Source organism: Pseudoalteromonas sp. SWN166, from assembly GCF_015864485.1.
GTDB lineage: Bacteria > Pseudomonadota > Gammaproteobacteria > Enterobacterales > Alteromonadaceae > Pseudoalteromonas.
The window spans coordinates 1-14,173 of sequence record NZ_JADYXB010000003.1; the positions used below are offsets into that span (position 1 = coordinate 1).

Below are 14,173 nucleotides of genomic sequence, written 5' to 3' on the forward strand. Positions count from 1 at the left end.
CAGTAAGACCTTTACCAGCTTGAAGTTCAGCTAATGCTTTGTTGAAATCGAAAGATTGAGTCATGTGTCACTCCTGTTTTCTTAATAATACTGAAATGACACAGATTTCTAAACACTACCAGCCCACCAGCATGTTGATGGCGCTAAATAGTATAGTCGTCACCTCGCCTTTTCATTTCACTAATAACCAACTCAACCATTTGTTGCTTTACTGCCGCTTGCTCTGATTTTAGCTCTCCAAGTTGCAGCTCTAGCATGTCTATTTGCTCTTGTTGTTGCGTGTTTTTATATTGTTTTGCACCTAGATGCTCTGCATCTAAAGTTAAACTCGCATCACTTTTATTCGGCTCACTTGCAGAAGTATTTATAGTTAAACTACGTTGTACGGGACTTTGTTTAAGCTTGCTAATTTGTTCTTGCAGCGCAATAACTCGCCCAGTAAAGTGCTTGTATACTTTTTCTAGATTTTTATATTGATTGCTAAACGTAGCGTTATCTTCACTATATTCTTGCGCTTTGGTATCTAGAAACTTAGATAACACATATTTTGGCTCTTCTTCATTCTCTTCCTCGCTATTTTCTCCACTCGCTTTTTCAACAGATAGTTTATCTGATTGCGCTAAAGGTTGAGTATTTGGGTTGTGTACTTGGTATGGAATGGGAGTCGGTGAAATCTTCATTATTTTATCCCTAAAATAGCTTTGTAACTATTATAGGTATCGACCTCGTATTAAAATCCTTAAGTAAATTTTATTGTTAGCTAAAAGCAAAAAGCCCCACTTTATTAAAGTAGGGCTTATACCAATTTATTAAACTAACTCGTTACTTAGTGCTCTGGCTATCTTGCGAGAGTGCAATAAGAGCAAGGGCTGCATTTAGGCGAGTATTTAAATTATTATAAATAGTCATGGCAAACACACCGATAATACAAACTATTAAACCCATTTGTAGGTTAACGCTCATCTCTAGTAAAAAAACAGCTGCAATTAGTAAGCATAGCGCTAATGCATAAATAATAGATTGAAAGGTAAAGTTAATATCACCCTTGGCTATTTTAAGTAATTCATCTTTATTCATAATTTACTTCCTTGTTATTTGATCACTAAGACTCAATTGCCAGTAACTCTACTTCAAAAATAAGTACTGAGGCAGGAGGAATACTCCCTACACGTTTTTCGCCGTACGCTAATTGATGCGGTACGTATAACGTGTATTTGTCGCCGGGACTCATAAGCTGTAAGCCTTCAGTCCAGCCTTTAATAACTTGGTGTAAACCAAAGCTAATCGGTGTTTTACGCTCTACTGAGCTGTCAAACACAGTGCCGTCGATTAGCGTGCCATGGTAATGCACGTTAACCATACTTTTTGGGGTTGGTGTGTTTTCACTATCGCTTTTATGGATTACTTTATACTGTAGGCCAGATGCGGTTTCGACCACGCCCTCTACTTTTGCGTTAGCCGCTAAGTAATCTGCACCTATTTGTGCATTTATGCCTGCTTGTTGTTTTGCTTTTTTACTATTTTGAAATATTAAAAAACAAAAAATGGCGATAACCACCGCCAAAATTATATTGATCATCATTAACCTTTTTCGTTGTTTTACTTTTCGTTATCTGGCTCTTCGTCTTTTTCGTCGTCATCATCGCCATTAACTATGTCGGCAATTTCTTTAAGACGAGCAAGCGCAATGCCATTTACTGAGTTTTCTGGATACTGGTCATCAATAATATCGCCAGCTTCTATATCCATTAATAAGTTAAGCGCTTGGTCTACGGTTTCTACTGCGTAAATATTAAATTTACCCGCTTCAACCGCATTAAGTATTTCGTCATCAAGCACTAAGTTAACTTGGTTTGATTTAGGAATAATAACGCCTTGCGAACCTGTTAAACCACGCATTTTACACAGTTTAAAAAAGCCTTCTATTTTTTCGTTTACGCCACCAATGGCTTGAACATCACCATGTTGGTTTATAGAGCCTGTAAGCGCAATTGATTGGCTAATAGGTAGGCTTGTAATAGACGAAATAAGCGCACACAGCTCTGCTAAAGATGCGCTATCGCCATCTATGTAACCATAGCTTTGCTCAATGGCAATATTAGCGCTAAGCGTTAAGCTAAAGTGCTGCGCATATTTATTACCTAAATAACCGGTAAGCAACATAACACCTTTTGAGTGAATTGCTTTACCAAGCTCAGCTTCGCGTTCAACATCTATTACGCCATCGGCGCCAGCATAAACCGTTGCCGTAATACGCGCAGGGGTACCAAATGAGGTATCGCCAATGTGTAATACGGTTAAGCCATTTACTTTACCAATGGCTTGGCCGTCGGTTGCAATAAGTGTGTGGCCTTCTTTTATATCACTGAGCATATTTTCGCTAATTTGGCCGGTACGGTATTGCTTGCCTTCAATGGCTTCGTCAATATGGTGCGCGTCAATAACGGCTAATTTGTCTTGTTTTGCGTAGTAACTCGCTTCTGCAATAAGTTCAAGTACATCAGCAAAACGCGCTGATAATTTATTTTGATGCTCAGCTTGGCGGTAACTAAATTTAAGTAAACGCACCATAGCAGCCTGCGTTGCAGTGCACTTTAATGTTTGCTCGCAATACTCGGTTACTTTAGTAATAAACTGGTATTGCAATTTATCGCTACTTGGCAAGTAGTAATCAAAGTCGGCTAATACTCTAAATAGTTCTGCAAATTCTTCATCGTATTCACCTATGGTGTAGTACAACTCGCGCGAACCTAATAAAATAATTTTAACATCAAGCGGTATAAGCTGCGGGCGAAGTGTAAAGCTAGTCCCTACTGTGCTGTCTTGGTACGGTAAATCGTTTTTAATTTGATGTGTTTTTAACGCGAGTTTTAAACCATCCCACACTTGTGGGTTTGCCATGATTTTTTCAGCGTCCATAATTAAATAACCCCCATTAGCACGATGCAATGCACCAGCCTGAATTGAGCGATAACAGGTAATTAAAGAGCCTTGCGATGTTGAATACTCAATTTTGCCAAATATATTGCCAAACGTTGGGTTGGGCTCGTACACAACCGGTGCTGCGTCGTCCTCTTTAAACTCAACTAAAATGTTAGGTGCAAAAAAGTCGGTAAGCATGCCTTTGCGATCAAAGTCTTCTTTGCTTTCTTCACTTTCATCTTCGTCATCTAGCCATTCAAGTACCGCGTCTATAATTTCAACGCGTATATCTTTTAAATAGCGCAGTACACCAATATGCGTGGCATATTTATGTTCTAAGTCTTTTAAAAGTGGTTTAGTGGCTTGCTCTGCAGTCGATTTTTTAAGGTTGCGTTGTTTTTCTTTTGATTCGCGTTTCCAACGTGGCAGTTCTATTAATGCTTCTATTAATGCATCTTCTAGCTTTTCAATTTTTTCAAAAAACTCTTCACGTAACGTTTCTTCAAGTTCGCCAAATTCGCTGTCGCTTAATTGTTTACCATCTACAAGTGGTGCAAACCCGACTGAATTTTTTTCTTCAACTAATGCAACGCTTTGCTCAAACGCCGCAATTTCTACTGCGGTAATAGCACTGTCGTAGGCGTCGTTAAATTCACGGTCGATTGATTTTTTCTTACGTTGGTACGCTGGGTTGTCAAATGCAGCTGGAAAGGTGTCGAGCACTTCATCTAAAAATGAATCTATATCGTCACTAAGTTGCTTGCTTTGCCCTGGTTGCATAAACAGCGCAATGGGCTCTCTGTGATCATCGTAATTATTTACGTATAACCATTCGTTTGGCGTTGAGCGGTCTTTTGCGTGTTGCTTAAGTTTATCTTTAACAAGCGTAAAGCGCCCGTGAGCAGCCTCGCCCATTACATAAACGTTGTAACCCGGCAGTTCCATCCCTAATGAAAAATCTAAAGCACTTTGGGCGCGTTGTTGGCCTATAAACGTAAGTTGCTCTGGGTATGGATTGCTCATGCACGTGTTTACGTGATTAGTAGAAATACTCGGTGCGAGCTTTGAAACAGATAGTGGCAGCAATTTTTTCGTCATTCTAACTTCTTTTTTTACCAGCATATTCGCTGGCCTTTGGGCGTATTAAGTGGCCCGCAGCCACTTAATACTTATATTTAAGGGTGCAGTGCCTTACGACTAAAATAGATTCCATCACATTCAATACACGGTGTAATTTGTGTAGCGTGATAAACATCGTAACTATGGGTGCAATTCTTACATACTAATGTGCCCATGGCTATCCATTCGCCTGCGTGATACACACCATTGTGCTTAAAATCTTGACTTAAAGATTGCCACTCAAGCTGGGTTTTATCTTCTATATGCGAAAGTTCAAACCAAAGAGACTCTTTAAGCTCTTGCCATGCAAGCGAATTATAGTGTGATTCGTTCTCTACTATATGTTCAATATCATTCTTTAAATAGCTTTTATAGAGCTCATATCTTTCTTGACTTAAATCTTTAAGCGCCTGCTCAGATTCAACAAACCCAGAAACCACATCTTTTAAACCATGCTCTTTTACATCTTTTATCCAATGGGTAAAACTGCTAAGCCATGTTTTGTAATCAGTCATTTTTTACTCCTTCAAAATTGCTGTTAAATCAGTCTGTAACTTATGTCTTTAGCTAACCACACTATAAAAAAGCAGGTTAACCTGCACTGAAAGTTACAATTTAATAAAAGCATGTTTTTGACGCTGTGAATAGTGTTTTATTTGGGGTATCCTAACGGCAATTTTTTATTAGTTTGCAAGAAGTCTGGAACCATAGATGCAAGAGCAATATAACCCGCAAGATATAGAGTCAAAAGTACAAAGCTACTGGGAAGAAAACCAGGTATTTAAAGTCACTGAAGATGAGAGCAAAGAAAAGTATTACTGCCTTTCTATGTTCCCTTATCCGAGTGGTCGACTGCATATGGGTCATGTGCGTAACTACACCATTGGTGATGTTGTTTCTCGTTTCCAGCGCCTGCAAGGCAAAAACGTAATGCAACCTATGGGTTGGGATGCGTTTGGGTTACCTGCAGAAAACGCTGCTATTAAAAACAAAACAGCACCCGCTAAGTGGACTTACGAAAATATTGATTACATGCGTACCCAACTTAAGCAATTAGGTTTTGGTTATGACTGGGATCGCGAAATTGCGACGTGTCATCCAGAATACTACAAGTGGGAGCAGTGGTTTTTCACTAAGCTTTATGAAAAAGGCCTAGTGTATAAAAAAATGTCGACGGTTAACTGGGATCCAGTGGATCAAACCGTACTCGCTAACGAGCAAGTTATTGACGGTCGCGGTTGGCGTTCGGGTGCTGTAGTTGAGCAAAAAGAAATTCCACAGTGGTTTATTAAAATTACTGACTACGCACAAGAGCTACTTGACGATTTAGACAAGTTAGAAGATTGGCCAGAGCAAGTTAAAACAATGCAGCGTAACTGGATTGGCCGCTCTGAAGGGTGTGATATTGAATTTAAACGCACCGATAACGACGAAACATTTAGCGTATACACAACTCGTCCAGATACCTTTATGGGTGTTACGTATGTTGCTGTTGCCGGTGGCCACCCTATTGCACAAGAAGCCGCTAAAAATAGCGATGCTATTGCAATGTTTGTTGAAGAATGCAAAAACACCAAAGTTGCCGAAGCAGACATGGCAACAATGGAGAAAAAAGGCATAGCAACAGGCTTTTACGCCACTCACCCATTAACGGGCGAGCAAGTACCAATTTGGGTTGCTAACTTTGTATTAATGCATTATGGCTCAGGCGCTGTAATGGCAGTACCTGCACACGATCAACGCGATTTTGAGTTTGCAACGGCGTACGGCCTAGATATAAAACAAGTTATTGCACCTGCTGAGGGTTCAGACCTTGAAGTAAACCTAAAAGAAGAAGCGTTTACTGATAAAGGCGTACTTGTAAATTCGGGTGAATTTAACGGCCTTGATTTTGAAGCTGGTTTTAAAGCGATTGCCGACAAATTAGAAGCACTAGGCGTTGGTGAGCGTAAAGTAAACTTCCGCCTGCGTGACTGGGGTGTTAGCCGTCAGCGTTATTGGGGTTCTCCAATTCCAATGCTTAGCGATGAAGATGGTAAAGAACTTGCCGCAACAGAAGATATGCTACCCGTTCGACTACCAGAAGATGTGGTAATGAACGGTGTAACTTCACCACTTAAAGCAGACCCAGAGTGGGCTAAAACAACCGTAAATGGCGCACCTGCGTTTCACGAAACTGATACGTTTGACACCTTTATGGAATCGTCTTGGTACTACGCACGCTACTGTAGCCCACGCTACGACGAAGGCATGCTAGATCCAGCGGCTGCTAACTACTGGTTACCAGTAAACCAATACATTGGTGGTATTGAGCATGCAATTTTACACTTATTGTACTCGCGCTTTTTCCATAAATTATTACGTGACTTTGGTTTAGTAAATTCAGACGAGCCGTTTGACCGCTTACTTTGTCAAGGTATGGTACTTGCTGAAACATTTTATCGTAAAGATGAAAAAGGCGGCGACATTTGGATTTCGCCAACTGATGTAAACACCGAAACCGACGATAAAGGCCGTGTAACTAAAGCATGGCACAAAGAAGATGGTGAACCGGTATTCTCATCAGGTATGAGCAAAATGTCTAAGTCTAAAAACAACGGTATAGACCCACAACATGTAATTGCCCAGTATGGTGCAGATACAGTGCGTTTATTCATGATGTTTACAGCACCACCAGAGCAAACGCTTGAATGGTCAGACTCGGGCGTAGAAGGCGCACACCGTTTCTTAAAGCGTGTATGGAAATACGCGGTAGACGTTAAAACAGTAGGTTACCAAGCACTTGATAAATCAGCGCTAACTAACCCACAAAAAGTATTACGTCGCGACTTACACAAAGCCATTGCTAAAGTGACTGATGATGTTGAACGTCGTCAAACCTTTAACACCGCTATTGCCGCTATTATGGAGCTTTCTAATAAGTTATTAAAAGCACCACTGAGCGACAAACAAGATGTAGCGATTGCTAATGAAGCACTTGAAGCATTAATTATTATGCTTGCACCAATTACTCCGCATTTATCACATGAGCTTTGGAAAGAGCTTGGTAAAGAAGGCGAGATTTTAGATGCTGCGTGGCCAAAAGTTGACGAGTCGGCTCTTGTAGAAGATGAAAAATTAATCATCGTGCAAGTAAATGGCAAACTTCGCGCTAAGTTAACCGTGGCAGCTGGTGCAACTCAAGAGCAAGTAGAAGCCCTTGCGTTTGCTGAATCTAACGTCACTAAATTTACAGATGGCTCAACTATTCGTAAAATTATTTACGTACCAGGCAAACTACTTAACGTGGTAGCTAACTAATATGGCTGCATTTAACGCCATTAAAAATGGACTAGCCTTAGTGCTAGTCTGTTTTTTGTTATCAAGCTGTGGCTTTCATTTAAAAAAAGCCTCTAGCTTGCCTGATAACTTAAAACAGCTAACACTTGTAGGCGATGACGAAAAATCGACTTTATTTACTGAGCTTAAAAAAGAACTTAAAGCGAGTAATGTAAAGCTAGTATCGTCAGCTAAAGATAAAGCTCAATTGTATTTACGTAAAGAAACTATCGAACGCCAAACACTTTCGTTGTTTCAAAATGGTCAGGTTGCTGAATACGAGCTCGCTTATGGCGTATCGTATGTAGTTAAACGACCAGGTGAAAAAGCGATAGAAAAACGCTTTGAACTGTACCGTAATTACCAAGACGATCCGGATCATGCATTAGCAAAAGCAAAAGAGCTTGAGCTACTCATTAGCGAGATTCGTGAGCAAGCCAGTCGTCGTATTGTTAGAGAGCTGTCGCAACTATAATGCGCTGCTACGCTAATCAATTACCGAGTGAACTAAGTAAAGGGCTAAAGCCTTTTTATTTAGTGTTTGGGGAAGAGCCTTTTCAAGAAACGCAATGCGTACAGCAAATTCGTGACGTTGCTAAGCAGCAAGGGTTTGATGAGGTAATTAAGTTTACTTTAATGCAAGGGTTCGATTGGCAAGAAATTATAGCCCAGTATCAAAGCATGTCGCTGTTTAGTGCGCGCACTATTATTGAGCTTGATTTGAACCAACAAAAGCCAGGCGTTATAGGCAGCAACACCTTTAAAAAAGTAGTTGAGCTGGTTAATCCCGATACTATTTTAATTGTTAAAGGCGCTAAAGCCAGCCAAGAAGTACAACGTGGTGCATGGTTTAAAGCCCTTGATAAACTAGGCGTATTTGTTCCTTGTTACCCGCTTACAGGCACGCATGTAAAACGATGGCTTGACGATCAATGCCAACGTTTATCGCTCAATGTACAAAACGACGCCAAAGTAAGCTTAATTAATGCCACTGAAGGTAACTTATTAGCGTGTTTTCAGGAGCTTGAAAAACTCTCACTACTGCACGGCAATACTTTAATTACTCAGCAATTAGTAATGCAAGGGCTTTTAAATCAAGCCAAGTTTGATATTTTTGATTTAAGTGATGCACTATTAAATGGTCACGCTAAACAAGCTATAAAAGTATTAAACAAACTTGCGAGCGATAACACCGAAGTGGTGAGCATTTTGTGGGCAATTACCAAAGAGCTTAATACACTAATAAGTGTGCAACTTGGTTTACTAAATGGCGAGCCTATCGCTAATTTATTTAAACAAAAGGCTATTTGGAAAAACCAACAAGGCCCAGTTCAAAATGCTATTAACCGGTTAAACATGCACACACTAGAGCAAATAAATAGTGATGTAGCGTTGTTTGATGCCAGTTATAAGCAAGGTAAGTTAATAGCACCTTACCAAGCGCTTGCACATATTTGCATTAAATTTTGCCAGCCGCTTAACATTCCTATGCCGTGCCACACGGCTAATTAATAAATAGCTAATGGGTGTTAAATGATCGCAATTTTTGGTGGTACCTTTGACCCAGTCCATTTAGGCCATATAAATATGGCGCAGCAATGCGTTAATGCGTTTAATTTAGATACGCTTTATTTTATGCCGTGTGCACTCCCTGCTCACAAAGCAGCGCCGGGTATTAGTACGCAGCATCGAATTAATATGCTAAACGCAGCTATTGCACCTTATCCTCATTTTGAACTCGATTTAAGAGAACTTAACCGAACAGGTCCATCGTACTCGTTACTGAGCTTGCAAGAACTTCGTAAAGAGCACCCCACTACACCTATTTTATTTTTAATTGGTATGGACTCATTTAACAATCTGGATAAATGGTTTGAGTGGCAAGCAATAACGCAACTTTGTCATATTGTGGTCTACCAGCGCCCTGCTCAACATTGCACTGTTAATGGCGAGCTAAAAAGCTATATGCAGCACGCAAATGTAGACGAAGCAGCAACACTTAAACAGTCACTTGCCGGTAAACTTTATTTTTTACCCGGTGAAATGCTCGATGCGGCCTCAAGTACTATTCGCAAGCAGCTAAAAATAAGTAATAAAAAGAATGAACTATTGCCCGATGCAGTGAGTCATTACATACAAATGCATCAGCTCTATCAAATTGATGCTTAAAAACTCCTAGCGTGTTAAAATGCGCGCCATTAAATTTTTAAATTGAGACAAAACCTTGGATTCAAAACAACTACTCGCCTTTGCAATGGATAAAATTGACGATATGAAAGCGCGTGACATCGTTCATATTGACGTAACTAAGACATCAGATATCACAGATTACATGGTAATTTGTTCTGGTACTTCTAAACGTCACGTACAGTCAATTGCTGATCACTTAGCAAAAGAAGCGCGTCATGCAGATTCAGAACCACTAGGTTATGAAGGTGAAGGCGACGGCGAATGGGCACTGGTTGATTTAGGTGATGTGGTTGTACACGTGATGCAAAGCGAAGCACGTATCTATTACGATCTAGAAAAACTGTGGGGCTAAACGCTCACTTATTTTAGACAATGCTTGGAAGTAATACGTGAAAATACAAATGATTGCTGTTGGTACCAAAATGCCAGCATGGGTAGAAACGGGATTTGCAGAATATCAGCGCCGTTTCCCTAAAGATATGGCCCTTGAGTTAATTGAAATTCAAGCCGGAAAACGTGGTAAAAACGCAGATATAAAGCGTATTTTACACATTGAAGGTGAAAAAACATTAGCGGCTATTCCAAAAGGCAATCGTATTGTAACGTTAGAGGTAACAGGGAAAGCGCTGGATACTCACCAACTTGCTAAAAATATGGAAAAATGGCAACTCGACGGCCGCGATGTAAGTTTACTTATTGGCGGACCTGAAGGACTTGCTCCAGAGTGCATTGCAGCTTCTGAGCAAAAATGGTCGTTATCTAATTTAACATTGCCGCACCCTTTGGTGCGTATAATTGTTGCAGAGAGCCTTTACCGAGGCTGGAGCTTAAATAACAACCATCCTTATCATCGCGAGTAACCCCTTGCCATGCTAAAACATAGACCCACTATTCGTGACCACTCCGCAGAAGCAAACTTATTTGCTAGGCGAGCATTCGTGGGTTTTGTTTTTGTATTAGGATTAGTCGCTGTATTACTTTCTAATCTTTATACTATTCAGGTAGAAGATCACCAAGACTACCAAACCCGCTCCAACGATAACCGCATTAAAGTTATTCCTATTGCACCCAACCGTGGTTTAATTTACGACCGTAACGGTGTGCTACTTGCTGAAAACAAACCTGTTTACAACCTTGAAGTCATCCCCGAAGAGGTAGATGACCTTGACGAATCGCTTGATCAAATAAGTAAAATAATTGCGATTACAGAGCAAGATAAACAAGACTTTTTAAAAGATATAAAACACACCCGTCGTTTTAAATCACAAGTATTAAAAGCCCGCTTAGACGAAACAGAAGTGGCGAAATTTTCGGTTAATCAGCATAAATTTCCTGGTTTTAGTATTGAGGCACGTCTGGCTCGCTACTACCCATTTGGCGACACGCTAACGCATGCGCTTGGATATGTTGCCAAGCTTAATAGAAAAGAGCTAAACCAATTAGAACAAGAAGATCGTGCAACCAATTACCGTGCTACATATGATATTGGCAAGCTCGGATTAGAAAAATACTATGAAGAGACATTGCACGGTAAAGTGGGCTCACAACGGGTAGAAGTTAATAACCGTGGCCGTGTAATTCGCACTCTAAGCATGACCCAGCCACAACCTGGTAGCGATTTAGTACTTACCTTAGACATTGGCTTGCAACAAATTGCACAGCATGGGCTTAAAGATATGCGTGGCGCTGTTGTAGTTATGGATGCAAAAGATGGTGGCGTGCTGGCACTTTATTCAAACCCAAGTTACGACCCAAATTTATTTGTACACGGCATTAGCAGCAAAAATTATAAAGCGTTACTTAACCAAGACCGTCCGTTAATAAACCGTACTACGCAAGGTCGTTATGCGCCTGCCTCTACGGTAAAGCCCTTAATGGCTGTATTAGCGCTTGAAGAAAATATAGTAAATGAATCAACATCAATGTGGGATCCTGGCTTTTTTCAAATTCCAAACGTTGAACACAAATGGCGAGACTGGAAACGGTGGGGTCATGGTCATGTTGATGTATACAAAGCGATTGAAGAGTCTTGCGATACTTACTTTTACGATGCGGCTTATCGATTAGGCATAACTAAAATAAGCGACTTTATGGCGCGTTTTGGTTATGGCGATTTATCTGGTATTGATATTCACGAAGAAACCACCGCTATTCTACCTTCAAAAGAATGGAAAGAAGGTCGCTTTAAAGAGTCTTGGTGGCGCGGCGATACTATTTCGGTAGGTATTGGACAGGGTTATTGGACTGCTACACCAATTCAAATTGCAAACGCAACTAACATATTGGTTAATCGTGGTATTAATCACCCGCCTCATTTAGTGCAAGTGGTTAAAAAAGATAGCGATGTAACGCAAATAAATAACGAAGAAAAACCCCCTGTTATTTTAAAAGATCCACGTCATTGGCAGGTATCGTTAGATGCTATGCATAACACGGTCCGAAAAATATCTGGTACAGCGCACAAAGCATTTAAAGGCACTAACTACGATTCGGCGGGTAAAACCGGTACCGCGCAAGTAGTAAGTATTGCACAAGGTGAACGTTACGATGCTAAATCGCTTAAAGAGCGCCAACGTGACAACACTATTTATGTAGGGTTTGCACCTTATAACGATCCAAAAATTGTGGTTTCTGTTGTATTAGAAAACAACCACGGCGGTATTCAAATTGCTCGCCAACTTATGGATTATTACTTTGCAGCCAATCCAGTTAATCTTGCAAGGAACGATACACCATGACCGACTTGCACGATAAACGCTCTATTTGGATGCGCATGCACCTAGACCTACCACTGCTTATCGCATTACTTATCATGATGGCTGGTAGCATAATGGTTGTATACAGCGCCAGCGGGCAAGACTCTTCAATGATGATTAGGCACATGACCCGTATGGGCGGTGCGATTGTTGCTATGGTTATTTTAGCCCAGTTTTCGCCTGCCACACTAAAGCGTTTAGTAATCCCACTTTATTGCGTTGGTTTATTAATGCTAGTGGGTGTACTTTTGTTTGGTGTAAGTTCAAAAGGCGCACAGCGCTGGCTTGATTTAGGCGTTACACGGTTTCAACCTGCTGAACTAATGAAATTAGCAGTACCGATGATGGTTGCTTGGTATATAGGGCGTAATCACCTACCTCCTCGTCCATTGCACTTAATTATTGGTTTTATGATTGTAATGCTCCCTACATTATTAATTAAAGAACAGCCCGATTTAGGTACCGCCATACTTATTGCTAGTTCAGGTATATTTGTATTGTTTTTGTCGGGCTTAAGTTGGCGTTTAATCGGCTTTTTAAGCTCTATTGTAGCGCTTGCCGCATGGCCATTTTGGCACTACGGTATGCACGATTATCAAAAGCAGCGTGTACTCACCTTTTTAGACCCTGAGAGCGATCCGCTCGGTTCGGGTTATCATATTATTCAATCTAAAATTGCTATTGGATCAGGCGGTATAGAAGGTAAAGGCTGGCTGCTTGGTACGCAATCGCAATTAGAATTTTTGCCAGAGCGCCACACCGACTTTATATTTTCGGTTTTAAGCGAAGAATTTGGTTTATTTGGCGTATGTGTTTTACTAAGCCTGTATTTGTTTATTATTGGCCGTGGTTTATACATTGCTGTTAATGCACAAGATGCATTTGGTAAATTGCTCGCAGGCGCACTCACCCTCACCTTTTTTGTGTACGTATTTGTAAACATAGGCATGGTGTCGGGTTTATTACCTGTTGTAGGCGTACCTTTACCACTGATTAGTTATGGTGGTACATCGATGGTGACGTTAATGGCAGGATTTGGCATTATTATGTCAATTGCGACAGATAAAAGGATGCTTTTAAAATAATGCGACACACTAATCAGCTTATATTTACTACATTATTAATTTTACTTTTAAGTGCTTGTAGTAGCGGATCAAGTAGCCGTTATAGTATGCGTCATGATGCAGCGCCATTAAGAGCCCCAACTACACTTGAGATGCAAGACGCTATAGTAACCGAAACCACTAAAAGTGCTAGCGCTAGCCGCCCATACACAGTGCTTGGTAAAAGCTATTCCCCGATGCTTGATGAAACAGGTTATTCTGAGGAAGGTATTGCCTCGTGGTATGGTCGTAAGTTTCATGGTTATCACACCTCAAATGGTGAAACCTACGATATGTTTGCCATGACCGCAGCGCATAAAACACTGCCATTACCTAGCTTTGTTAAAGTAACCAATACCGCAAATGGTAAATCGGTAATAGTGCGCGTAAACGACCGGGGCCCGTTTCATGACGATAGAGTGATTGACCTTTCGTACGCAGCCGCTTATAAGCTTGGTTATTACACTCATGGTACAGCAAAGGTTAAGCTAGAGGCCGTTACGCTTGCTGGCTCTGCTGTAAATCAAACCTATATTCAAGTAGCTGCAGGTAGTACACTAACAAACATTGAAGCGCTAGCAAGCACGTTAAGAAGTCAGTATAAATTACCAACAAATATCGTTCAAAAGGACGCTATTTATAGATTGCACCTCGGCCCTATTAAAGATGCCCAGCATGCAAAAGAAGTATTACAAAAATTAAAACAAGATCAATTTCAAAACGCGTTCTTGCTATACACTCAGTAAGACTAATACCCAAACTACC

14 protein-coding genes are annotated in these 14,173 nt (G+C 40.6%); 9 read left to right on the forward strand and 5 right to left on the reverse strand.

The window, feature by feature from the left end:
• Positions 1 to 143: 143 nt before the first annotated feature.
• The 5 genes from I6F49_RS02330 to I6F49_RS02350 form a co-directional block, all read right to left on the reverse strand.
• Complete coding sequence (locus I6F49_RS02330) at positions 144 to 680, reverse strand: hypothetical protein (RefSeq protein WP_197159986.1); 537 nt, start codon at positions 678 to 680, stop codon at positions 144 to 146.
• A gap of 142 nt (positions 681 to 822) precedes the next feature.
• Positions 823 to 1,077: a hypothetical protein gene (locus I6F49_RS02335; protein WP_197159988.1), complete on the reverse strand. Its 255-nt coding sequence runs from the start codon at positions 1,075 to 1,077 to the stop codon at positions 823 to 825.
• A 25-nt stretch (positions 1,078 to 1,102) separates the two neighbouring features.
• Entirely contained in the window at positions 1,103 to 1,579 is a 477-nt protein-coding gene (locus tag I6F49_RS02340; protein ID WP_197160109.1) for an FKBP-type peptidyl-prolyl cis-trans isomerase, read from the reverse strand.
• Positions 1,580 to 1,599: 20 nt separating this feature from the next.
• On the reverse strand, positions 1,600 to 4,020 hold the full coding sequence (locus I6F49_RS02345; RefSeq protein WP_231609626.1) for a Lon protease family protein: 2,421 nt from the start codon (positions 4,018 to 4,020) through the stop codon (positions 1,600 to 1,602).
• Positions 4,021 to 4,097: 77 nt separating this feature from the next.
• On the reverse strand, positions 4,098 to 4,556 hold the full coding sequence (locus I6F49_RS02350; RefSeq protein WP_007585575.1) for a zinc ribbon-containing protein: 459 nt from the start codon (positions 4,554 to 4,556) through the stop codon (positions 4,098 to 4,100).
• Positions 4,557 to 4,752: 196 nt separating this feature from the next.
• Between I6F49_RS02350 and leuS the strand changes: the two genes are divergently transcribed.
• Genes leuS through I6F49_RS02395 form a run of 9 tightly spaced genes read left to right on the forward strand, consistent with a single transcriptional unit; the run spans position 4,753 to position 14,154 of the window.
• Positions 4,753 to 7,341: a leucine--tRNA ligase gene (gene leuS, locus I6F49_RS02355; protein WP_166419146.1), complete on the forward strand. Its 2,589-nt coding sequence runs from the start codon at positions 4,753 to 4,755 to the stop codon at positions 7,339 to 7,341.
• Between the two features lies 1 nt (position 7,342).
• Positions 7,343 to 7,834, forward strand: a complete 492-nt coding sequence (locus I6F49_RS02360) for an LPS-assembly lipoprotein LptE (RefSeq protein WP_197159992.1) — start codon at positions 7,343 to 7,345, stop codon at positions 7,832 to 7,834.
• Positions 7,834 to 8,871, forward strand: coding sequence for a DNA polymerase III subunit delta (holA, locus tag I6F49_RS02365; protein WP_197160000.1), 1,038 nt, complete (start codon positions 7,834 to 7,836; stop codon positions 8,869 to 8,871). The genes I6F49_RS02360 and holA overlap by 1 nt, the downstream gene beginning before the upstream one ends.
• A gap of 21 nt (positions 8,872 to 8,892) precedes the next feature.
• Positions 8,893 to 9,528, forward strand: a complete 636-nt coding sequence (nadD, locus tag I6F49_RS02370; protein ID WP_197178194.1) for a nicotinate-nucleotide adenylyltransferase — start codon at positions 8,893 to 8,895, stop codon at positions 9,526 to 9,528.
• Positions 9,529 to 9,583: 55 nt separating this feature from the next.
• A complete protein-coding gene (rsfS, locus tag I6F49_RS02375; RefSeq protein ID WP_165728920.1) occupies positions 9,584 to 9,901 on the forward strand; it encodes a ribosome silencing factor in 318 nt (105 codons plus the stop codon).
• A 37-nt stretch (positions 9,902 to 9,938) separates the two neighbouring features.
• Entirely contained in the window at positions 9,939 to 10,409 is a 471-nt protein-coding gene (gene rlmH, locus I6F49_RS02380) for a 23S rRNA (pseudouridine(1915)-N(3))-methyltransferase RlmH (protein ID WP_007585562.1), read from the forward strand.
• Positions 10,410 to 10,418: 9 nt separating this feature from the next.
• Positions 10,419 to 12,287 carry a penicillin-binding protein 2 gene (mrdA, locus tag I6F49_RS02385; protein WP_197176543.1) on the forward strand — a complete coding sequence of 623 codons (1,869 nt, stop codon included), beginning with the start codon at positions 10,419 to 10,421 and terminating at the stop codon, positions 12,285 to 12,287.
• Complete coding sequence (gene rodA / locus I6F49_RS02390) at positions 12,284 to 13,390, forward strand: rod shape-determining protein RodA (RefSeq protein WP_197176542.1); 1,107 nt, start codon at positions 12,284 to 12,286, stop codon at positions 13,388 to 13,390. Before mrdA ends, rodA begins: the two co-directional genes overlap by 4 nt.
• Complete coding sequence (locus I6F49_RS02395; protein WP_165739928.1) at positions 13,390 to 14,154, forward strand: septal ring lytic transglycosylase RlpA family protein; 765 nt, start codon at positions 13,390 to 13,392, stop codon at positions 14,152 to 14,154. The genes rodA and I6F49_RS02395 overlap by 1 nt, the downstream gene beginning before the upstream one ends.
• The last annotated feature ends 19 nt before the right edge of the window (positions 14,155 to 14,173 follow it).

Bases quoted from the DNA above. Each gene is read 5' to 3' on its own strand.
- I6F49_RS02395 (WP_165739928.1), top strand. From the start codon at position 13,390: ATGCGACACACTAATCAGCTTATATTTACTACATTATTAATTTTACTT.
- leuS (WP_166419146.1), top strand. From the start codon at position 4,753: ATGCAAGAGCAATATAACCCGCAAGATATAGAGTCAAAAGTACAAAGC.
- rodA (WP_197176542.1), top strand. From the start codon at position 12,284: ATGACCGACTTGCACGATAAACGCTCTATTTGGATGCGCATGCACCTA.
- I6F49_RS02360 (WP_197159992.1), top strand. From the start codon at position 7,343: ATGGCTGCATTTAACGCCATTAAAAATGGACTAGCCTTAGTGCTAGTC.
- I6F49_RS02340 (WP_197160109.1), bottom strand. From the start codon at position 1,579: ATGATCAATATAATTTTGGCGGTGGTTATCGCCATTTTTTGTTTTTTA.
- nadD (WP_197178194.1), top strand. From the start codon at position 8,893: ATGATCGCAATTTTTGGTGGTACCTTTGACCCAGTCCATTTAGGCCAT.
- I6F49_RS02330 (WP_197159986.1), bottom strand. From the start codon at position 680: ATGAAGATTTCACCGACTCCCATTCCATACCAAGTACACAACCCAAAT.
- holA (WP_197160000.1), top strand. From the start codon at position 7,834: ATGCGCTGCTACGCTAATCAATTACCGAGTGAACTAAGTAAAGGGCTA.
- I6F49_RS02345 (WP_231609626.1), bottom strand. From the start codon at position 4,020: ATGACGAAAAAATTGCTGCCACTATCTGTTTCAAAGCTCGCACCGAGT.
- I6F49_RS02350 (WP_007585575.1), bottom strand. From the start codon at position 4,556: ATGACTGATTACAAAACATGGCTTAGCAGTTTTACCCATTGGATAAAA.
- I6F49_RS02335 (WP_197159988.1), bottom strand. From the start codon at position 1,077: ATGAATAAAGATGAATTACTTAAAATAGCCAAGGGTGATATTAACTTT.
- mrdA (WP_197176543.1), top strand. From the start codon at position 10,419: ATGCTAAAACATAGACCCACTATTCGTGACCACTCCGCAGAAGCAAAC.